Origin of the sequence: Streptomyces sp. CA-179760, assembly GCF_050937045.1 — a bacterium.
Lineage (GTDB): Bacteria > Actinomycetota > Actinomycetes > Streptomycetales > Streptomycetaceae > Streptomyces.
Window position 1 is genome coordinate 5835093 of record NZ_JBNJLZ010000001.1, and the last position, 20253, is coordinate 5855345.

19 protein-coding genes and 1 pseudogene are annotated in these 20253 nt (G+C 68.0%); 13 read left to right on the top strand and 7 right to left on the bottom strand.

Features of this window, described 5'->3' with window-relative positions; genetic code table 11:
- The first annotated feature begins 24 nt into the window (after positions 1-24).
- Positions 25-2151, top strand: coding sequence for an elongation factor G (gene fusA / locus ACQEV8_RS26605; RefSeq protein ID WP_184591469.1), 2127 nt, complete (start codon positions 25-27; stop codon positions 2149-2151).
- A 156-nt stretch (positions 2152-2307) separates the two neighbouring features.
- The gene (gene tuf / locus ACQEV8_RS26610; protein WP_193482362.1) at positions 2308-3501 is read left to right on the top strand and encodes an elongation factor Tu; all 1194 of its coding nucleotides are present in this window, start codon (positions 2308-2310) and stop codon (positions 3499-3501) included.
- 103 nt (positions 3502-3604) lie between these two features.
- On the opposite strand, the gene ACQEV8_RS26615 is transcribed toward tuf, so the two are convergent.
- The 3 genes from ACQEV8_RS26615 to ACQEV8_RS26625 all read right to left on the bottom strand — a co-directional run bounded on the left by ACQEV8_RS26615 (position 3605) and on the right by ACQEV8_RS26625 (position 5751).
- Complete coding sequence (locus ACQEV8_RS26615; RefSeq protein ID WP_432964893.1) at positions 3605-4219, bottom strand: Uma2 family endonuclease; 615 nt, start codon at positions 4217-4219, stop codon at positions 3605-3607.
- A 52-nt stretch (positions 4220-4271) separates the two neighbouring features.
- Positions 4272-5129 (bottom strand): helix-turn-helix domain-containing protein, encoded by an 858-nt coding sequence (locus ACQEV8_RS26620; RefSeq protein WP_432964896.1) that lies wholly within the window; start codon positions 5127-5129, stop codon positions 4272-4274.
- A gap of 202 nt (positions 5130-5331) precedes the next feature.
- Entirely contained in the window at positions 5332-5751 is a 420-nt protein-coding gene (locus ACQEV8_RS26625) for an ATP-binding protein (RefSeq protein WP_432964899.1), read from the bottom strand.
- Positions 5752-5905: 154 nt separating this feature from the next.
- Between ACQEV8_RS26625 and ACQEV8_RS26630 the strand changes: the two genes are divergently transcribed.
- Both ACQEV8_RS26630 and ACQEV8_RS26635 read left to right on the top strand, forming a co-directional pair.
- Positions 5906-6784 (top strand): helix-turn-helix domain-containing protein, encoded by an 879-nt coding sequence (locus ACQEV8_RS26630; protein WP_432964902.1) that lies wholly within the window; start codon positions 5906-5908, stop codon positions 6782-6784.
- Entirely contained in the window at positions 6781-6978 is a 198-nt protein-coding gene (locus tag ACQEV8_RS26635; protein WP_432964905.1) for a DUF397 domain-containing protein, read from the top strand. Before ACQEV8_RS26630 ends, ACQEV8_RS26635 begins: the two co-directional genes overlap by 4 nt.
- On the opposite strand, the pseudogene ACQEV8_RS26640 reads toward ACQEV8_RS26635, so the two are convergent.
- Both ACQEV8_RS26640 and ACQEV8_RS26645 read right to left on the bottom strand, forming a co-directional pair.
- Positions 6975-7630, bottom strand: a pseudogene (locus tag ACQEV8_RS26640) (histidine phosphatase family protein). The gene ACQEV8_RS26635 and the pseudogene ACQEV8_RS26640 sit on opposite strands and share 4 nt — an antisense overlap.
- A gap of 35 nt (positions 7631-7665) precedes the next feature.
- Positions 7666-9099 carry a S41 family peptidase gene (locus ACQEV8_RS26645; protein WP_432964908.1) on the bottom strand — a complete coding sequence of 478 codons (1434 nt, stop codon included), beginning with the start codon at positions 9097-9099 and terminating at the stop codon, positions 7666-7668.
- A gap of 481 nt (positions 9100-9580) precedes the next feature.
- Between ACQEV8_RS26645 and ACQEV8_RS26650 the strand changes: the two genes are divergently transcribed.
- On the top strand, positions 9581-9754 hold the full coding sequence (locus tag ACQEV8_RS26650) for a hypothetical protein (protein ID WP_432964911.1): 174 nt from the start codon (positions 9581-9583) through the stop codon (positions 9752-9754).
- 137 nt (positions 9755-9891) lie between these two features.
- Here the strand turns inward: ACQEV8_RS26650 and ACQEV8_RS26655 are convergent, their stop codons facing one another.
- Positions 9892-10044, bottom strand: coding sequence for a hypothetical protein (locus ACQEV8_RS26655; RefSeq protein ID WP_432964914.1), 153 nt, complete (start codon positions 10042-10044; stop codon positions 9892-9894).
- A gap of 26 nt (positions 10045-10070) precedes the next feature.
- Positions 10071-10283: a hypothetical protein gene (locus ACQEV8_RS26660; protein ID WP_432964917.1), complete on the bottom strand. Its 213-nt coding sequence runs from the start codon at positions 10281-10283 to the stop codon at positions 10071-10073.
- A 207-nt stretch (positions 10284-10490) separates the two neighbouring features.
- Between ACQEV8_RS26660 and ACQEV8_RS26665 the strand changes: the two genes are divergently transcribed.
- From ACQEV8_RS26665 to rpsJ, 8 genes are all read left to right on the top strand, one after another.
- The gene (locus tag ACQEV8_RS26665; RefSeq protein ID WP_432964920.1) at positions 10491-11138 is read left to right on the top strand and encodes a hypothetical protein; all 648 of its coding nucleotides are present in this window, start codon (positions 10491-10493) and stop codon (positions 11136-11138) included.
- A gap of 142 nt (positions 11139-11280) precedes the next feature.
- On the top strand, positions 11281-11604 hold the full coding sequence (locus tag ACQEV8_RS26670) for a hypothetical protein (protein WP_432964923.1): 324 nt from the start codon (positions 11281-11283) through the stop codon (positions 11602-11604).
- 116 nt (positions 11605-11720) lie between these two features.
- Positions 11721-16268, top strand: coding sequence for a DUF6531 domain-containing protein (locus ACQEV8_RS26675; RefSeq protein WP_432964926.1), 4548 nt, complete (start codon positions 11721-11723; stop codon positions 16266-16268).
- 14 nt (positions 16269-16282) lie between these two features.
- The gene (locus tag ACQEV8_RS26680) at positions 16283-16906 is read left to right on the top strand and encodes a hypothetical protein (protein WP_432964929.1); all 624 of its coding nucleotides are present in this window, start codon (positions 16283-16285) and stop codon (positions 16904-16906) included.
- A 560-nt stretch (positions 16907-17466) separates the two neighbouring features.
- The gene (locus ACQEV8_RS26685) at positions 17467-17874 is read left to right on the top strand and encodes a barstar family protein (protein WP_432964932.1); all 408 of its coding nucleotides are present in this window, start codon (positions 17467-17469) and stop codon (positions 17872-17874) included.
- Between the two features lie 17 nt (positions 17875-17891).
- Positions 17892-18827, top strand: coding sequence for an SUKH-3 domain-containing protein (locus tag ACQEV8_RS26690; RefSeq protein ID WP_432964935.1), 936 nt, complete (start codon positions 17892-17894; stop codon positions 18825-18827).
- A gap of 32 nt (positions 18828-18859) precedes the next feature.
- Positions 18860-19252, top strand: coding sequence for a hypothetical protein (locus ACQEV8_RS26695; RefSeq protein WP_432964938.1), 393 nt, complete (start codon positions 18860-18862; stop codon positions 19250-19252).
- Positions 19253-19944: 692 nt separating this feature from the next.
- Positions 19945-20253, top strand: a complete 309-nt coding sequence (rpsJ, locus tag ACQEV8_RS26700) for a 30S ribosomal protein S10 (protein ID WP_003948644.1) — start codon at positions 19945-19947, stop codon at positions 20251-20253.

Below are 20253 nucleotides of genomic sequence, written 5' to 3' on the forward strand. Positions count from 1 at the left end.
AGACCGAGAGAAGACTGAAGCCTTATGGCTACCACTTCACTTGACCTGGCCAAGGTCCGCAACATCGGGATCATGGCCCACATCGACGCGGGCAAGACGACCACCACCGAGCGGATCCTGTTCTACACCGGCGTTTCGTACAAGATCGGTGAGGTCCACGACGGCGCCGCCACGATGGACTGGATGGAGCAGGAGCAGGAGCGTGGCATCACGATCACGTCTGCTGCGACCACCTGTCACTGGCCGCTCGAGGACAACGACTACACCATCAACATTATCGACACCCCGGGGCACGTCGACTTCACCGTCGAGGTGGAGCGCTCCCTGCGTGTGCTCGACGGTGCCGTGACGGTGTTCGACGGTGTCGCCGGTGTCGAGCCGCAGTCCGAGACGGTGTGGCGTCAGGCCGACCGTTACGGCGTTCCGCGTATCTGCTTCGTCAACAAGCTCGACCGGACCGGCGCGGAGTTCCACCGCTGCGTCGACATGATCTCGGACCGCCTTGGTGCGCAGCCGCTGGTCATGCAGCTGCCGATCGGTGCCGAGGCGGACTTCAAGGGCGTCATCGACCTCGTGACGATGAAGGCCCTGGTCTGGTCGGCCGAGGCGACCAAGGGCGAGATGTACGACACTGTCGACATCCCGGACACCCACGCCGAGGCTGCCGAGGAGTACCGCGGCAAGCTGCTCGAGGCCGTCGCCGAGAACGACGAAGAGCTGATGGAGCTGTACCTGGAGGGCACCGAGCCCACCGTGGAGCAGCTCTACGCCGCGATCCGTCGTATCACCATCGCGTCCGGCAAGAGCGACGGCACCACCGTCACCCCCGTGTTCTGCGGCACCGCGTTCAAGAACAAGGGCGTTCAGCCCCTGCTCGACGCGGTCGTGCGCTACCTGCCCACCCCGCTCGACGTCGAGGCCATCGAGGGCCACGACGTCAAGGACCCGGAGCAGGTCATCGCGCGCAAGCCGTCGGAGGACGAGCCCCTCGCCGCGCTGGCGTTCAAGATCATGAGCGACCCGCACCTCGGCAAGCTCACCTTCGTCCGCGTGTACTCCGGCCGTCTGGTGTCCGGCACCGCCGTGCTGAACTCCGTGAAGGGCAAGAAGGAGCGCATCGGCAAGATCTACCGCATGCACGCGAACAAGCGTGAGGAGATCGAGTCGGTGGGCGCCGGCGACATCGTCGCCGTCATGGGCCTCAAGCAGACCACCACCGGTGAGACGCTGAGCGACGACAAGAACCCGGTCATCCTGGAGTCCATGGACTTCCCGGCGCCGGTCATCCAGGTCGCCATCGAGCCCAAGTCGAAGGGTGACCAGGAGAAGCTGGGCGTCGCGATCCAGCGCCTGGCCGAGGAGGACCCGTCCTTCCAGGTCCACACCAACGAGGAGACCGGCCAGACCATCATCGGTGGTATGGGCGAGCTTCACCTCGAGGTGCTGGTCGACCGGATGAAGCGCGAGTTCAAGGTCGAGGCCAACGTCGGCAAGCCGCAGGTCGCCTACCGCGAGACGATCCGCAAGGCCGTCGAGCGCGTCGACTACACGCACAAGAAGCAGACTGGTGGTACCGGCCAGTTCGCCAAGGTGCAGATCGCGATCGAGCCGATCGAGGGCGGCGACGCCGCGTACGAGTTCGTGAACAAGGTCACCGGTGGCCGCATCCCGAAGGAGTACATCCCTTCGGTGGACGCCGGTGCGCAGGAGGCCATGCAGTTCGGCATCCTCGCCGGCTACGAGATGACGGGCGTCCGCGTCACGCTCATCGACGGTGGCTACCACGAGGTCGACTCCTCCGAGCTCGCCTTCAAGATCGCCGGTTCGCAGGCCTTCAAGGAGGCCGCGCGCAAGGCCAGCCCCGTGCTGCTCGAGCCGATGATGGCCGTCGAGGTCACCACGCCCGAGGACTACATGGGTGAGGTCATCGGCGACATCAACTCCCGCCGTGGCCAGATCCAGGCCATGGAGGAGCGGGCCGGTGCCCGCCTCGTGAAGGGCCTGGTGCCCCTCTCGGAGATGTTCGGCTACGTCGGAGACCTCCGCAGCAAGACGTCGGGTCGCGCAAGCTACTCGATGCAGTTCGACTCCTACGCCGAGGTTCCCCGGAACGTCGCCGAGGAGATCATCGCGAAGGCCAAGGGCGAGTAACGCACCGCGTCTACACGCCGTAGGCTTGACTCCGGAGCCTTGAGGGGCATTCCGTCACGATTGTGGCGAGAATGCCCCGGGCCCGGGCATTCCAGCAAAGATCATCCTGGCGCCGATGAGTAAGGCGTACCAGAACCACTCCACAGGAGGACCCCAGTGGCGAAGGCGAAGTTCGAGCGGACTAAGCCGCACGTCAACATCGGCACCATCGGTCACATCGACCACGGTAAGACGACCCTCACGGCCGCCATTACCAAGGTGCTGCACGACGCGTACCCCGAGCTGAACGAGGCCTCGGCCTTCGACCAGATCGACAAGGCTCCCGAGGAGCGCCAGCGCGGTATCACGATCTCGATCGCGCACGTCGAGTACCAGACCGAGACGCGTCACTACGCGCACGTCGACTGCCCCGGTCACGCGGACTACATCAAGAACATGATCACGGGTGCGGCGCAGATGGACGGCGCCATCCTCGTGGTCGCCGCGACCGACGGCCCGATGCCGCAGACCAAGGAGCACGTGCTCCTGGCCCGCCAGGTCGGCGTTCCGTACATCGTCGTCGCCCTGAACAAGGCCGACATGGTGGACGACGAGGAGATCCTGGAGCTCGTCGAGCTCGAGGTCCGTGAGCTCCTCTCCGAGTACGAGTTCCCGGGCGACGACGTTCCCGTCGTCAAGGTCTCCGCTCTGAAGGCCCTCGAGGGCGACAAGGAGTGGGGCAACTCGGTCCTGGAGCTCATGAGCGCCGTCGACACCGCGATTCCGGAGCCGGAGCGCGACGTCGACAAGCCGTTCCTGATGCCGATCGAGGACGTCTTCACGATCACCGGTCGCGGTACGGTCGTCACCGGCCGTATCGAGCGTGGTGTCCTCAAGGTCAACGAGACCGTCGACATCATCGGCATCAAGACCGAGAAGACCACCACCACGGTCACCGGCATCGAGATGTTCCGCAAGCTGCTCGACGAGGGCCAGGCCGGTGAGAACGTCGGTCTGCTGCTCCGCGGCATCAAGCGCGAGGACGTCGAGCGCGGCCAGGTCATCATCAAGCCGGGCTCGGTCACCCCGCACACCGAGTTCGAGGCGCAGGCCTACATCCTGTCCAAGGACGAGGGTGGCCGCCACACGCCGTTCTTCAACAACTACCGCCCGCAGTTCTACTTCCGTACGACGGACGTGACCGGCGTGGTGACCCTCCCCGAGGGCACCGAGATGGTCATGCCGGGTGACAACACCGAGATGAAGGTGGAGCTCATCCAGCCCGTCGCCATGGAGGAGGGCCTGAAGTTCGCCATCCGTGAGGGTGGCCGGACCGTGGGCGCCGGCCAGGTCACCAAGATCAACAAGTGAGTCTTCGGACTGGCTTGATGGTCAACTGACCTGAGTGGCTCGAAGGGGCCCGTACGACTTCGGTCGTGCGGGTCCTTTTGCTGTGTCGGTCGCCTCCTGCCGCTCAGTTCCGCGGGGCGTCGCTGTCCCGGTACAGGGGCAGGCCGTCTGTCGTGATGGTCCAGTCGGCGATGGTCACGTCCTCGCCGTAGACGAAGTCCTTGCGCGTGGCATACCGGGGGCCGTCCGGTGTGGGGTGGATGTCGGTGAGGACGGTGCCCGTGCCGGTGCGGGGGTCGAAGACGGCGTAGACGGGGATGCCGATGAGGGGGTAGTCGCGCATCTTCGCTACCCAGTCGTTGTCGGGGTTGGAGCGGGAGACGACCTCGATGGCGGCGACCAGCGTCCGGGGGTCGAATGAACCCGGGACGTCCATGTCCTCCATGGCGATCACCATCACGTCGGGGCGGCGCATGATGCCCTCCGACTCGTCCTCCACATCGGGTTCGCCCGTGTGGGCCACGATTGCCTCCGGCATCAGCTTTTCGAGCCGTCTCCGGAGATGCAGGGTGGTCAGCTCGTGCGGACCCACGGGCGCCATCATGTCGTGGACGATTCCTTCCTTGGTGACCTCGAACTTGCCGGGCAATGAGTCGTCCGTGGTCTGCACGAAGTCCCGCATGGCCCGATACCGGTGGGAGGCGCCGCCCTGCTGCTCGTCCTCCGACGCGATGGTCATGGCGCTCGCTCCTCGTCGTCTGTGCCCAGGGGCAAGGATCGTCGCTCTCATGCTAAGCGGCCTCCAGGAGACTTGATCGGCAAGCGCGGCAGTGGCCAGGGGCTGGTGCGCGGAACGCCCGGTCGCAGCCGTCGCAGGTCTGGAGTGGGTGCCGGGTGGGCGGTGGTGTCGCTGGCCGGGCGAGGGGCGGCGGGGGCGGTAGCTGAGCTGTGAGGCGGTGGGCCAGGAGGGCGGCTGGGCGACGGAGGGGCTCCGGTGGGAGCTCGGCCGTCAGGGCGCGGCGTACGGCGGCCGGGGTGACGTCTCGTTCGAGCCAGGCGGCGACGCCGGGGGCGAGGTGGGCGGTGTCGCACGCGGAGAACAGGAGGCGGGGGTCCTCGCGGCGGAGGCCGGTGAGGAGGTCCGTGGCCTGCTGGATGAGGGCCGGGGCGGGGTAGGCCGGTTGCGGTACGGCAGGGAGGGGCTTGCCGCCAGGTGGCCTTGTCCGCTTCCTCGGGGCGGCTGGGCGAGGGGCCTCCGTATCGCTGTGACCTGGCTGGTTGCAGGAGGTCGTGCGGGTGATGATGCGGCCGTCGGGGACGCGTACGCGCTCGCGGCGCAGGTAGCCGTGAGCTTCCAGCTCGCGCAGGGCTGCGGCGATACGGGCCGTGCCCTCGGGGAAGCGGGCGGCGAGCGACTTGATGTCGATGCGGGCGCCGACGGGGAGGGACTGGATGTGCGTGCCGAGCCCGATCGCGAGCAGCGACAGCTCCGGGTGCTGGGCGAGGTGGTTGCCGATCACCGTGAAGCGGGTGGTGTGGCGGGTGTTGTCGTGCACCAGGCCGGAGTGGGGGTGCCGCCGGTTCGGGTGCTTCTTTGCGGCAACCCGGGTGTGGGCGTGCGGGGGCACGTTAGGGTTCTGCGTATCCATCGGGAAGGCCTTTTCTTCCTCGGTGGTCAGGCCCTCGCACTGGGATTGCCGTCCCGGCGGGGGCCGTCGCATGTCTGCGGTTCGCTGCGCTGAGCGTAGGGCAGGCAACGGCTCCCGAAGCTAGTCGAGTTGGTGATGTTCACCCGCGCGGGTGAGGCCGACAGGCCGGGCGGGAGGAGGGGTGGGGCTTGGTCGGGTCCTTTCATCTATGTGGTCCTTCTGGGAGGCCGCCCGCGCCACCGAAGTCCATGTTCTTGGGCTCCGGTGCGAGGTCGATTTCGGCCCAGACGGTCTTGCGGGGCGGGAGCCCTGGGAGCAGGCCACTGCCGGAATCGGACAGCACCGGCAGACGGTCGTCGCGGGTGTCCGTCACCTCGACGCGGAGGGTGTCGGCGACGACGTAGAGGAGCAGGCGGAAGTCGCGGCCGGGGTCGCGGCCGTGTGTCACCGCGTTGGCCGACAGTTCCGCGATGACCTGCCGGGCCGGGTCCAACGGCAGTCCCCAGGAGCGCAGTTGTTCGGCGGCAAGGAGGCGGGCCAGGCGGGCGCCGCGTGGGGTGGGGGACAGCTGGATGCTGAAGTGGAGGATGCGGGTGGTGAGTTCGGGGGAGTTCTGCTTCACGTCACGCAGCGTGGCGGCCCGTGGCTATCGTGAACAGTGACTCAGCGGGTGCGTACGGTGACTGTCCGGAGCTTGTCCGGTGGTGTCCGGGCTGTCGGGGCCGGGCGTACGGGTAGGGCGCTGGGCACGGTCGTACGACGGCGAAGGGTGCGGGATGACGGCGGTCGAGGCGGACTCGGGGCGGCTCATGGGCGAGGCGGACGAGCCGGGTTGGGAGGTGGATCCCGACGATGAGTGGGGTGTCGCCGTCATCGCGACCGTCGGGCGGCAGCTGAAGCTGCGGCGGGAGGCGGTGGGGATGCGGGCCGCGGAGTTCGGGACGGCGGTGGGTTATGGCGAGGACATGGTCTACAAGATCGAGGGTGGGAAGCGGATTCCTCGGCAGGACTATCTGAACAGGGCTGATGAGGTGTTGGGGGCGGGTGGGCTGATTGCGGCGGCTTGGGAGGACGTGAAGAGGGTTCGGTATCCCAAGAAGGTGCGGGAGCTGGCCAAGTTGGAGGGGCAGGCGGTTGAGATCGGGGTGTACGAAAGCATCAGCGTCAACGGCCTGTTGCAGACCCCGGAGCACGCGCGAGCACTGTTCGAGTCCTGGCAGCCCGCGTACTCACCAGATGAAGTGGAGCGCTTGGTGGCCGCGCGCGTGGCCAGGCAGTGCGTGTTCGAGCGGTCGCCCGCCCCTTCGCTGAGCTTCGTCCAGGAGGAGGCGACGCTGCGCCGCCCGGTTGGGGGCACAATGGTTTGGCGTCAGCAGCTTGAGCGTCTGCTGGAGGTGGGGCGGTTGCGTAATGTCAGGCTTCAGGTGATGCCGACGAGCAGCGAGGCCCATCCCGGTCTGAACGGGAGGATCGAGGTGCTGAAATTCGGGGACGGCACTGCGGTGGGCAGGTCCGACGGCGCCTTCATCGGTAGGCCGACCACTGATCCGAGGCACATCCGGGTCCTCGAACTGCGCTATGGCACCATCCGAGCTCAGGCCCTTCCTCCACGGGAGTCGCTGGCTCTTATCGAGCAACTGCTGGGAGAGACATGATCCGCAACGCTGAACTGGCGTGGTTCAAGAGCAGCTACAGCAGTGGCCCTGACGGCGACTCCTGCGTCGAGATCGCCATAGCCCCCCACACCATCCACGTCCGGGACTCCAAGCAGAACCAGGGCCCCCGACTCGCACTCTCCCTCACCGCGTGGGCGGGATTCGTGTCCGGCGTCCCCGAACCGGGACGTTAGTCGACGGCTTCTCCCGCAGGCCCGCTCTCTTCAGGGGCACCGGCCTCGGGGCCGATGGAACGGCCGGCCCACTCCCGCACTCGCCAGCCCTCGGTGGGGTGCCGGTGAGGATGACGACTCCGGTGTTCTGCAGTGCGTGCGCGGCCGCGAAGTCGACGTCGATGTTCCCGGCCCGTGCCGCCACCCACATACGGATGACGGCACCATGGCTGACCAGGGCCACTGTCTCGGCACCCGTACCCGAGGCCTCCTCGACCACGGCGTCGAAACGTCGTAGGGCCTCCACTCCGTTCTCCCCGCCCGGCATGCGCGGCTCGGTGTTCCCCGCGGACCAGGCGAAGGCGGTGCTCAGGTACGTCTCGATGGCGAGGTCGTCGCCCCGCATCTCCAGGTCGCCGGCGGACAGTTCCCGGATGCCGTCCCGTACGCGGACCTCAAGCCCGGTCCGGGTCGCCAGTGGCGCGGCGGTGAGCTGCGTGCGGAGCAGGGTGGAGGCGTAGAGGGCGCCGATCTCCTCGTCGGCGAGCGCTGCCGGAAGGGCCGCTGCCTGCTGCTGCCCCAGCGGGGTCAGCGCCGGTCCCGGCGCCGCGGTGTCCAGGAGGTGCTTGAGGTTGGAAGGGGTCTGGCCATGGCGAATGAGGAGCAGACGCATGCTTCCCACTCTGGCACTCCTGGACTTCGTCAGAATCAGTGGGCTGTGGGTGTAGGTGCGGGTGCTGCGGCGCCACGGTCCCGCAGAACATCGACCGCGCGGTCGAACGCCGAGTCGCGCTTCTTCGCGAACTCCTCCTTGGTGAACACCGGTTCGGTCAGGTGGGGCGGGATGCCGGAGCCGTCGTAGGTCCGGCCCGACCTGTTCAGGAACTCCTCGTTCGGGAGGATCGCCGTCATGCCGTTGGGCAGGTTGCGTTCCATGACGTCGGAGAAGACGCCCTGGGTGGGCTGACCGACGCGGATGGTGCCGCCGGGGCGGTCGATGAGGGCCTGGGTGAAGGTCTCGCCCGCGCTGACGGTGGAGCCTCCGGTGAGTACGGCGATGGGGCCGGTGTAGCGGGGCCGCCCGTCGGCAGGTGTGACAGGGATGGGCTCGGGGCGGGTGTGACGGGTGGGGTCGATGGGGTGGTTCCGGGCGCGTTTGGCGTAGGCGACGTAGGGCTTGTCGGTGAGGCGCTCGGCGATGCGGATGCCGAGGGCGTCGGAGCCGCCGCCGTTGATGCGCAGGTCGATGATCAGGCCTTTGAGCCGCCGGGTGCGGTCCTTGGTCAGGATGGTGTCCAGAGCCTTGTCGAGTTCGGCGACGTGGGCGGTGTAGGGGGCGTCCTCGGAGGTGTAGCCGCCGAAGCCGGAGATGCGGAGGTAGCCCAGGTCGGCGCGGCCGGTGCCGCGGGGCAGGTCCGCGTAGGTGATGCGGCCGTTCGCGAAGTCCTGGCGGTACGGGGAGCCCTTGAGGTCTCGTTCGACGACGAACTTCTTGACCTTGGTGTCCAGCGCCTCCGTGGGCATCTCGGTGCCCGGGCGGACCTGGGCGAAGACACTGTCCTCGTCCTCGTCCTCGACGGCGACATGGGCGTCGTAGAGAGGTCGCACCATGTCGCTGAAGATCCCGAAGAGCTCCTTGCGGGTCGTGTCCTTCTGCACCTTGGGTCGGTAGCGGTCCCGCATGTCCTGCCAGTCGACGTCCTTCGCGGCGAAGAAGGGGTAGTTCTCGGCGAAGGAGTGCCAGAAGACGTCGAAGGAGGTGCGGGGGTCCTTGGGGGTGGGGCGGGTGCAGTCTGCGGGCAGTTCCTTGATCCGCCGGAGCGCGCGGTGCCCGACCGAACTGTCCGCACCGAGGGTGGCACGGTCCCGGCCCGGGTCGGGGCGGACGGTCAGGGCGGTGCCGTCGTCGGTCGTGTACGCGCCCGGGCCGGTGCGCCGGGCGGTGTCGCCCTCGACGCAGCTGACGGATGTCGTCTGGAACTCCTGGAGGGTGTCGCCGTCGAGGGAGAGGACGGTGCCGTAGCCGTCCATGCGCCAGAGGCCGTCGGTGCTGGACCCGCCGGGGGTGGAGGTGGCAGTGGCGGGTGCTGCCGCTGCCGCGGCGAGGGCCAGGGTGAGGGCGGTGGCTGTGGCGGTTCGCATGATCGGTTCCCCCGTTGCGTGGTCGTATGTTTCTACGGTGCCCGGGGCAGCGGGGGTGGGCCATCCGGCGGGCTGGTGGACGGGGGTGGGGCAGCCCCCGGCCGGTTGCCCACTGCCAGGCCGTGACACTTGAGCATGACTTCAGAACCGACTCATGATGATCACCTCGACTGGACGCGATCGAGGAATGGTGCTCGGCCTCGACCCCGGACCCGGTACTGGCCACCAGGGCCAGGGAGGTGGTGCCGCGACTCGTGGCGGAGGTCAGGCGCCTACGGTGGCTCGCCGAGTACGGGGCGTGTCCCACGGCCGGCATGACCGGCACGGAGTTCGTTCTGCCGCTCGACGAGGAGATGCTCCGCTACTTCCGCGAGATGGTGGAGGTGCTGGTGGAGCGCGTCGGTGTCCCCCGGACGGAGCGGTCGCCAGGGTCAACGCGGCATACGGGACGCGGGAGTGGGTCGCCCTCGACCTCCGGCTCATGGGCCACGAGCTCCCTGAGTACTGGGCATACGGCCTGTACTACGGCCCGGACCCGGACGCCCCGTTCCGGAGCCCGGTCGGGGACCCGGTCGCGGACGCGGGCATCGATCTCGGCAGGCTTCCCGTGCGCCCGGCCCCGCCGAAGGACTCGCCCTTCTGGACGGTGGAGTAGCTCAGTGAGTCGGCCGAGGGCCCAGGAGCGGCAGTGGCTCTGCCCGCCATGGGGCCCGACAGCACCGGACCACGACCCGGGAACGCCCGGTCGGGGAGCCGTCCCGAGCCCTCGGAGGCCAAGGTGACGACGTCTCGTCACCGCTTTCGTTTCATGAGGTAAGCGGCGGTGAGGCAGACGACGGCGATGACGGCGAGCACCAGGGCCGTCGTCATCCCGCCCGGAAGGCTTCCGCCACGAGCCAGGTACCAGGAGCCGCCGTTCGGGCCCGCGATGCTCAGCTGATGCATGGTTCTCCTCGACTCACGTGGTCAGGTCAGTCACGGCGTCGTCCCGCGACACGGGGGAGCAGGGTTACCAGCAGCACCGCGGCCGTACCGATCGCGGCGACGACCCACCCGCCGTCGTTTCCTCCGGCCACGACGACCAACCCCACGACGATCGCGCATCCCCCCGCCGCGATGGCCCCGGCGGCATTTCGGCGCATGGCGGAGCGGGAACCGTACACCTCACGATTGAAGCGCGACACTGCCTCTCCCCGCCCCTTCCGGTTGAGGCCGGGGCACAAGACCACAAGTAGTGGCATTCGTGGCCTTCAAGGCGCGAGAGGGATACCGAAGGCCTGTTGGGCTGGCGCCTGATTGACCGAAAGCGCATCCCGCCTTCGCGCAATGGGACGATAAGCGCAGGAGTGGTCGACTGATCGAGTGATCGCACGAACGGGGAGGCCTGCTACATGGCCCGCTACATGGAGACACTGACCGTCGAGCGGGGCGGTTTCCGGATCAAGGTGCCGGAGTCGTGGTGGGAGTTCGACGTACGGCCGGAGTCGCGGGACGACTCGATCCGGCGGATGGTGAGCGAACGGGTGCAGCAGCGCCCCGAGCTGGAGCAGTACCGCGGCAGCTACGTCGACTTCCTCCAGAAGGCCGCCGCCGATGCCTGGAAGTCGGGCGCGCTGTACTGCGGTTGCATGGCGGAGAACTTCGGCGGTGATACGCCGATAACCGGCTCGGTGACCGTCTCCCTGGTCGGCGGACGCAACGAGCAGGGCGAGCCGCTCTCGAACGACCCCTCTGTCATCGCGAGCCAGCTCGCGGTGAAGGAGGCCAAGCGCGAGGGCGACTCCTGGCGCAAGGTGACGACGGTCGACATCCCAGGGGTCGGCCCCGCCGCCCGCACGCACGGCATCGAGGACATCGCCGTACCCGGCGACGCCCTGAACCGCACGATCCGGGCTGTGCTGATGCAGACGTACATCCCCGTACCGGGCCAGGAGGGCAAGGTGGCCCTGGTCGCCGGCAGCAGCCAGGTCCTCGACCTCGCGGACTCGTTCTTCGACATCTTCGACGCGATCACGTCGACGTTCCGGTTCATGGGCTGATGTCCCTGGGCGGGACTGGGAGAGCGGCCAGGGTCTGCTGGGGCTCGACGACCCGGAGGAGTGGGACGCTGCGTTCTCGCGTGGCGAGGCCCTTCTCGGGACGGCGGTGATCGGCTTGACATTCCACTGTTCGCTGCCAGAGGTGTCTCCACGGATCGTCCGGGCGATGCGGCTGCGGGACGCGGAGCAGCGGGGGTTCGCTTTCACGGCGGCGGGGCACGCCGCCCGCCTCAACGGGGAGTTGACCCCGGAGCTGTATGCGGCCCTGCGCGCGGAAGGCCCCGGCGGAGTCGCGGAGCACCCCATCAGGGACACACTCACCTTCGTACCGTTCCGGAAGCTTCCGCCCTGGTTCCAGTGGCGGTGGGTGTTTGTGGGAGTACGGGACAGGCTGGACGCCTGGTCGCTGCGGTGTCTGTCCGTCGTCGAAAACGCCTGGCAGGCCGTCCGCCGTCGCGGTTCCTGATCTCCGCCTTGCTGCTGCCGCTTCGACGCCCGCCTTTCCGTCGAACGCTTGTGCCTTGTAAGTTCACGTGTGCATACGGCTGTTGACGTTGATGTGCGCGTGACGGGGGTTGCGGTATGGCGGGACACAGGCCGACGGACTGGCATGTCCTGGACTTGGACAAGGACCCGACCCCTGGTGATCCGCAGCGGGTGCGTTCGCTTGCGAAGCATCTGCACGACTTCGCCGACGATGTCTCCGATGCTCTGCGTCTGGTCAAGGGCATGGCGGGTGAGGGCACGCTCCTGGAGTGGGCAGGCAAGTCGGCGGATGTCTTCAAGGAGGACTTCGCGGATGTCCCGAAGAACCTCAGGAAGCTGAAGAAGTCGTACGAGATGTGCGGTGACGCGCTGGCGGACTTCTGGCCGAAGCTGGAGCGTGCGCAGTCGCTGGCGGACAAGGCGCTGGTCAAGGGCCGCGAGGCCCGTGACACCCTCTCCTCGGCTCAGTCGAAGCTGACCTCGGCCGACTCGTGGGTGACGCGGGCCGGCAAGGAGGCGGACAAGTACAAGGACGACCCGACGGGCAGCAAGTCGGATGCAGACAAGCCGGACGAGGCGAAGGTCCGCGCCGCCACCCGTGATGTGCAGCACGCCAAGTCGGCCCAGTCCAAGGCGCAGTCGGACGTCTCCGACGCCCAGGATGCCCTGGCGGCGGCGAAGAAGATGGCCGCGGACGCCCGCACGATGCGTGATGAGGCGGCCCGTGAGGCGAAGTCGAAGATCGACGAGGCCTCGGACGCCGGCATCCAGAACCGGTCGTGGTGGGAGGAGGTCGGCGACTGGTTCACCGACAACTGGGACACCATCGTCGCGGTCTGCAAAGTCGTCGTCGCGGTCGTCGGCATCGTCGCGATGATCATCGGCGGGCCGATCCTGGGCGCGATCGTGCTGGTCGCCGCCCTCGTCGTGCTCGCCGACACCCTCTATAAGTACTCCAAGGGGCAGGCGTCTCTATGGGACGTGGGTCTGGCCGCGCTGGACTGCATACCGGGGATGAAGGGGCTGACCACCCTCGGCGGTCTCGCCAAGGGGCTGAAGGCTTTCGGCAAGACCGGGCTCAAAGGCATGGCCATGGGAGTCAAGGGCCTCGGCAAGGGGGCAAGCGCCTTCGGCCGGCAGATGAAGAAGCTCATCACTCGTGGCGACCCCATCGACCTGGCGACAGGGGAGATGGTCATGTCCGCCACGGACGTGACACTGGACGGTGTACTCCCGCTCGTCCTTGAGCGCCATCACCGTAGCTGTGTCCGCAGCGGCCGACTATTGGGGGTGAGCTGGACCTGCACGCTCGACCAGCGCCTCCTGCTCGACGCGAGTGGTGTGCGGTTCACCGCGGTCGATGGCATGGTGCTGCATTACCCGGTTCCCGAAGCGGATGCCCCGGTCCTGCCGGTGACAGGCCCAGCCTGGCCGCTGAGCTGGGACGGGAGCGCCGAGGGTGAGCTGGTCGTGCACCAGCCCGAAACCGGTCACACCCTGCGTTTTCGGCCGTTGCTCGGCCGAGCGCCCGACGTACTTCCGCTGGCGGAGATCCGCGACCGCAATGGCAACGCGATCGACGTGACCTACCGGCCGGACGGGACGCCCGAGGAGGTTGTCCACCACGGCGGCTACCGCATCGGCGTCACCTGCGAGAACGGCAGGATCACGGAGCTGGCCCTGGGCAGCCATCCTGACCGGCCGACGCTGGTCCGCTACGACTACGACGCGCGCGGCAACCTTGCAGCCGTCCGCAACTCCTCCGGCCTGCCCCTGCGCTTCGCCTACGACGACAACCGGCGCATCACGGGATGGGAGGACCGCAACGAAGTCCGGTACCGCTTCGAGTACGACGGGCAGGGCCGCTGTGTGGCCGGTCACGGCCAGGACGGGTTCCTCTCCTACACCTTCGCTTACGACGACGAGGCCCGGCGCACTGTCGCCGTCGACTCGCTGGGGCATGCCACGCTCTACCAGTTCAACGGCGCCTACCAGCTGATCGCGGAGACCGACGCGCTCGGCCACACGGTCACCCAGGAGTGGGACGACCGGAACCGACTGCTCAGTCGCACCGACCAACTGGGTCGTGAGCTCCGTGTGGAGTGGGACGACGCGGGACGCCCCACCGCTGTGAGGCTGCCCGACGGCTCAGTCTCGGCCACCCGCTACAACGAGCTCGGGCTGCCGGTGGAGATCACCGAGTACGACGGCGGCGTTCTCCGTCAGGAGTGGGACGAACGCGGCAACTGCACGTCGCTGACGACCGCCGACGGAGCCACCACTGTATTCACCCGCGAGTCGACCGGCGCGCTGATCTCCCTGACGGATGCGACGGGCGCGGTCTACCGTTTCATCAACAACCCCGCCGGGCTGGCGACTTCGGCCACCGATCCGCGCGGTGCCGTCTCGATGTACACGTACGACCCGTTCGGCCGGTGCGTCACCGTCGTCGACCCCTTGGGCGGCCGGACCAGACGGACCTGGTCGGTGGAAGGTCTCCTCACCTCCCGGCACGACTCCGATGGCAGCGTCCAGCGATGGACGTACGACGGCGAGGGCAACCAGCTCACCCACACCGACGCGCTCGGCCGTACCACCTCCTGCACCTATGGTGCCTTCGACCTGCTCACCTCGCGCACGACACCGGACGGCGTCCGTCACACCTTCACCCACGACAAGGAGCTGCGGCTCCTCCACGTGACCGACGCACGTGGCCTGACCTGGGATTACCGTTATGACGCGGTCGGCAACCTGGTGGCGGAGACGGACTTCGACGGGCGCACGCTCACCTATGCCTACGACCCCGCCCGCCAACTGCTCAGCCGCGTCAACGCAGTCGGGCAGACAGCCGCGTTCTCCTACGACGAGGTCGGCAACCGGATCCGGGCGGTACTGGACGGCCGGGCGACGACGTACCTCCATGACCGCTCAGGCCGACTCGTGCGGGCCGGAGGGCCGGACGCCACGCTCGCGTACGACTACGACCTCGGGGGGCGCATCACCACCGAGACCATCGACGGGCGGGTCCTCGCCACAACTTACGACGTCCTCGGCCGGCCGACCCGCCGGACCACGCCGAGCGGTGCCGTCACGACGTACTCGTACGACGCCGCCGGGCACCGTACCCGGCTCACCTCCGTCGGCCACACCCTCGCCTTCGACCACGACGGCCTCGGCCGTGAGACGACCCGGGAGATCGACGAGGCGCTTACGCTCACCCAGACCTGGGACGCGGGAGACCGGCTCCGCACGCACCAGCTGACCTCGATGGGCAGCGCGTCACCGCTCACGCAGCGCAGCTACACGTACCGCCCCGACGGCCACGTCACCGCGTACGAGGACCGCACGACCGGGCGCCGTACCTTCGGCCTCGACCCGGCGGGACGCGTTCTCAGCGTTCACACGGGGGAGTGGACGGAGTCCTACGCCTACGACGCACGGGGCAACCAGACCCGGGCAGCTTGGCCGGACCGCTATGGTGCCCCGGAGGCCCGCGGCGAGCGCCTGTACCAGGGCAACCGAGTGCTGCGCGCGGGCGATGTCCACTACGAGTACGACGCCGCCGGACGCGTCGTCCTGCGCCGCAGGACACGGCTGTCACGCAAGCCCGACATCTGGCGCTACACCTGGGACGCCGACGATCGTCTCACCTCGGTCATCACCCCCGACGGAACGGTCTGGCGGTATCTGTACGACCCGCTGGGGCGCCGGATTGCCAAGCAGCGACTGACCCCAGACGGGCGAGGCGTCGCTGAGGAGACCCGTTTCACCTGGGACGGCCCACATCTTGTGGAGCAGACCACCGTGGGCGCAGGGGCACCCGAGGTGACCACAGTGACCTGGGAACGAGACGGCACCCGCCCGCTGACCCAGACGGAGCGCACCACTGTCGCCGACGCACCTCAGGAGATCGTCGACGAACGGTTCTTCGCCATCGTGACCGATCTGGTCGGCACCCCGACCGAGCTGGTCTCGGAGGCCGGCGAGATCGCCTGGCGCTCCGACGCCACACTCTGGGGACTCACGGCCCCGGACGGGGCGTACGACACCTCCACCCCGTTGCGCTTCCCCGGTCAGTACTTCGACCCCGAGACGCAGCTCCACTACAACTTCTTCCGGTACTACGACCCGATCAACGCGGCCTACATCAGTTCGGACCCACTTGGGCTGGACGCGGGCCCGAACCCCAGGGCGTACGTTCCGAACCCGCTGTCGTGGCTCGACTACCTCGGGCTGCTGACCTGTGCGGAGAACGCCGATCTGCTGGCGAAGAACCTGGCGAGAGAGGGGCGCGCAAAGGGAGCTGGCGAGGCTGCCGCCCACATTGTGCCGTCCGGTATGAAGCGCAACAGGGCGGCGGAGAGCCGGGCCCTGCTGGAGAAATACGGGGTCGACATCAATGACGCGGTGAACGGGATCCCGCTGGGACATCCACGGCCGCACAACTTCACCCACCGCAAGCCGTTCCTGCTGCGCCTCAACACGCATCTCGAGACCACGGTCGACCGGATGACGACGGCCGGATACGGAGCCCGTGCCATCCGAGGCGCACTGCGTTCGGAACTTCGGTCCATCGGACAGCAGGTCGAGCGGGAGCTGGCGAGCGGGCAACCGGCGGCGAACGCGGTGTGGACGGCACCGTGATGGACTGTTTCGACGTGACGACGGACAAGGATGGTGACGCGATGACCGACGTGCCCGGCGAGCCGCTGTCGGTGTACCGACTCCTGCCGAGCCTCAGTGAGTACCAGCAGTTGCATCTCGACAACGTCGGTGTGCGTCAGCTCATGCGCTGGCAGAGTGCCGGCGCCGGTGCGGAACCGCCCGCCCGGCTGAGTGCCGAGTGGATGGGCGAGCGGCGCTGGCCCAAGAGCGAGTTCCCCTCCGGCAGGCCGGGCGCTCCCGTGCTCAGCCGGCGTCTCGCCGACGGCCTGGGGGATGCGCTGTTGTCGGCCGGTCGTCTGGTGCCGGTCGACATCAAGGGTGCCAAGGGCGATGAGCACTTCGTCTACCTGGTGGAACAGGTGGTCGACTGCCTTGATCTGCGCAGGTCGTCGAAGCCGAAGAGGCTGGACGGGGAAGTCAAGAAGCCCGTGTACCGTGCCGAGGCGCTGCCGACGCGTCTGCCCGCCTTCCGGCTGCCGCAGTTTCCTGGTGCGATCCAGTGGAACGGCTGGGCGGTCGACCGGCTCGTCAGCCTCACCGGGGATCAGATCGAGAAGCGTCTGACCTGGTCCCAGGACCCGGACCGCAAGCCGCACCCTGACCCCTGGGGCATGTGACAGAGCACCTTCCAGACCTGGGCGGCGCACTGCGACACTGCGATTCGCCGAGGGCGGCGTGTTTGCGGAGGAACGAACCGGCTTCTGTCGGGACGGCACGATCCTCTGTGAGCAGACGACCACACAGACCGGTACGCCAGTGGCGACACCGGCAGTCGTCCGTCTCCGTCCGGGAGGCGGGATCCCCGACACGCCGCGATTCGTCATCTCGGGCTCACTGGCCGGGTCCACGCCGGGAACCGACGGCAGGTATGTCGAGGACGGCGACAGCGCGGTCGCCGACGCCATGCGCGTGCTCAAGGCCCGCATCCCGACCGAACATGGCGACGGCAAGACCGCTGGTCGTCCCCGGAGGGCATGCGGCTTACACACCGGACCACTATGGAACGTTCTACTACGTCGGCGAATTCACAGGACGATCGAGCGATGACGGTTTTCGACATCACCGAGACCTCGGCGCCCTGGGCCATCTTCGTTCCGCGAGGAGAGGCGGAGGTCCAGCGGCAGTTGTCAGAGCTCGAGACGAAAGGGGGCTTGTCCATCACTTCGATTCCCGGGACTTGCTGACCGAGGAGGCGATTTTTCGTTCATTCGCGGACAGGCTGCGCTTTCCAGGCTATTTCGGCAGGAACTGGGACGCCTTGGTGGACTGCCTGGACGACCTGTGCGTTGAGGTGACGGGCGGGGTCGGGTTCGCGGGGGTCATTCACGATGCCGATCGTCTCCTCAGGGCGGACCACTTCCCACTCTTCGTGTCAGTCCTTTGTCAGGGCGCCGACCGTGCGAATTCGGAGATTGACCTCGATGGATTCTCCCTGGACCGGCCCGCTTTCGCCGAGCACTTCCTCTTCGAGTTCAGCGCTTTCGATCGCGAAAGGGTCGCACAGCAGGTCGAGCAGCCTGACCTGACAGTCACGACGGGGGAGGGGTTCGTCGCCGCCGCCCTGTGCTCCGAGGTGTGGCATTGACGTCAGATGCCGTGCCGGTGAGTGAAGTACTGCGCCGCGCAGGCTGGCGCCCCGGTCGTTCGGTGCCGACAGGTACTTGGGAGTCCATCCTGAGCGAGCGTGGGTCCTTCGTGGCCCACGAGGCCGCGCGCCGGTTCCTCTCCGAGTTCGGCGGGCTGGTGACCTACGGCTGGCCCGCCGACACGATCACCACGTCGTCCGCCATCCGGTTCGATCCCCTTCGCGCCCAGTGGCAGGACGAGCGGTTCGCGAGGGCCGGCCGGGAAGCGGGGCCCCTCTACCCCGTCGGTACCGCGGACGAGGGCGCCAGTTTCCTGGGCATCACCGAGGGCGGAGCCCTTCACCTGGTGAGGGACCGTGCGGAACTGCTCGCCTCGACCACTGACCAGGCGCTGGTCCGTCTGGTCGAGGCGCAGGGTGCCCGGTCTGCCCTCTGGGCACCCGCCGCACCAGTGGCCGAGCCCCCCTTCTGGCGGCGACTGAACATCGTGGAGACCGGCTCGGACGCCGGGCTGCGCTGGTCCAAGGAGACGGACCGGGTGCTGCGGGCGGGCGGCTGGTTCCCGGGCCGGTCCGTCCCCACGGAGACCTGGGAAAGCATCCTTCTCCAGACCGGCGAGTTCGAGATGCACGACGCGGCACGGCGCTTCCTCGCAGAGTTCGGCGCCGTGGGCGCTCCCTACCGCGAGCCGTGGGACTCGATGCCGTGGATGGAGTTCTCGCTGGATCCGCTGCTCGCGTTCTGGGACGCGGAGATCATCGACGACCTGGCCGAGCAGGCGGGTGTCGGCCTGTACCCCATCGGCATGCGCGACCGCGGGAACCAGCACCTGGCCATGGCGGAGGACGGCTCGGTCTACGCCGGAATGGACAGCGTCCGGCTGCTGGCCCCCACACCTGACGCGGCATTGCGGAAGCTCACCGGCGAAGTCCAGCCGACGGCTTCCTGTTGATCAGTGACTGTCGACGAGGACGGGAGAACGCGGTGCGCGACAGCTCTGACCGGCCGGTGATCACCTCGGCACAAGCCGAGCGCATGGCACGAGCGATCTTCGCCGCCCTCGGCGGCATCGTCGAGATCGGCGCTGTCCGGGCCACCGGGACGTGGGCGCTCGCCGACACATCCGTGGGGGAGTTCCTCGCCCCTCGGCAGGACGACATGCGGTGCCTCATGGAGGGCGTCCGTGCGATCGGATGCTTCTCCGACGACATCATGATCATCGCGGACGAGCTCGGGTACTTCAGGGACCACGACGTGTCCGCCGCGTCGCTGCTGCTCTGGTCCGACGGCATCGCGGGTGTCCCCGACCTCGTGGGACGGCTCGAGGGCCCGAGCTGGTGCGGCGCATGTGCCGTATCGGCGCCGATCTCCAGCTGACCCGGTTCCTCCACGCACTCGTCACCGCGGCCATCGCCGCGGGAACGCAGGCCGGGGAGGGGCCGTCGAATCGCGGAGACCCTTCATGTCGCATGCGGCCTCGCCGCACCGGTCGGCGCCCGGACCACTCCCGCCGACATCCACCGCATGTGGCGCGTCGCCCACCTGCCGGGAAGCCTGCGGGCGGCCTCGCACGCACCCGACTGGGGAAGGCCGGCTACCGGGCCTACGACGCGGAACTGGAGCGGCTCGGCGGGGTCGCGCGGCCTGCGGTTTGACCTACGTCACCCCCGGGTATTCTCCTCGGCTCGATTGGCGCAGCCCCCGCCCCATATGGCAGACTGTCCGAGTTGCTCGGTCGAGTGTTGATGCTGTGCGCCTCCCGCCGGGGGGACCGGAAGCGAGTCCCACAGTACTCGTCGCCCCAACTGCCACACGGCAGCGCTGAGGCGGACGTACGGGAATCTTCCGGGAAGTGTCAGCGCGGCACCGGCCAGGCACCCGGTGGGCCTTCCGCCCCCGGCTCGCGGTTCCGGCAGGGCCGTGTGCAATCCCGCAGGGATGTTCGAACAAGGGGCATCCATGTCAGCGAGAGTGCGACACGCCCGACCGCGTGGGTCGGAGGAACGAAGGCAGCAGAAGGAATCCGCCGGGTTCCAGAGCGTTACGAGAGACAGGACTACTGAGTAGCCATGGCGGGACAGAAGATCCGCATCCGGCTCAAGGCCTACGACCACGAGGTCATCGACTCCTCGGCGAAGAAGATCGTCGAGACGGTGACTCGCACTGGTGCGTCGGTCGCGGGCCCGGTGCCGCTGCCCACTGAGAAGAACGTGTACTGCGTCATCAAGTCGCCGCACAAGTACAAGGACTCGCGCGAGCACTTCGAGATGCGCACGCACAAGCGCCTGATCGACATTCTCGACCCGACCCCCAAGACCGTTGACTCTCTGATGCGACTCGACCTCCCGGCCGGTGTCGACATCGAGATCAAGCTCTGA

Coding starts and splice junctions, on each gene's coding strand:
- fusA (WP_184591469.1), top strand. CDS start 25: ATGGCTACCACTTCACTTGACCTGGCCAAGGTCCGCAACATCGGGATC.
- ACQEV8_RS26615 (WP_432964893.1), bottom strand. CDS start 4,219: ATGACCATCGCGTCGGAGGACGAGCAGCAGGGCGGCGCCTCCCACCGG.
- ACQEV8_RS26620 (WP_432964896.1), bottom strand. CDS start 5,129: ATGGATACGCAGAACCCTAACGTGCCCCCGCACGCCCACACCCGGGTT.
- ACQEV8_RS26630 (WP_432964902.1), top strand. CDS start 5,906: ATGACGGCGGTCGAGGCGGACTCGGGGCGGCTCATGGGCGAGGCGGAC.
- ACQEV8_RS26635 (WP_432964905.1), top strand. CDS start 6,781: ATGATCCGCAACGCTGAACTGGCGTGGTTCAAGAGCAGCTACAGCAGT.
- ACQEV8_RS26645 (WP_432964908.1), bottom strand. CDS start 9,099: ATGCGAACCGCCACAGCCACCGCCCTCACCCTGGCCCTCGCCGCGGCA.
- ACQEV8_RS26650 (WP_432964911.1), top strand. CDS start 9,581: ATGGGCCACGAGCTCCCTGAGTACTGGGCATACGGCCTGTACTACGGC.
- ACQEV8_RS26655 (WP_432964914.1), bottom strand. CDS start 10,044: ATGCATCAGCTGAGCATCGCGGGCCCGAACGGCGGCTCCTGGTACCTG.
- ACQEV8_RS26665 (WP_432964920.1), top strand. CDS start 10,491: ATGGCCCGCTACATGGAGACACTGACCGTCGAGCGGGGCGGTTTCCGG.
- ACQEV8_RS26675 (WP_432964926.1), top strand. CDS start 11,721: ATGGCGGGACACAGGCCGACGGACTGGCATGTCCTGGACTTGGACAAG.
- rpsJ (WP_003948644.1), top strand. CDS start 19,945: ATGGCGGGACAGAAGATCCGCATCCGGCTCAAGGCCTACGACCACGAG.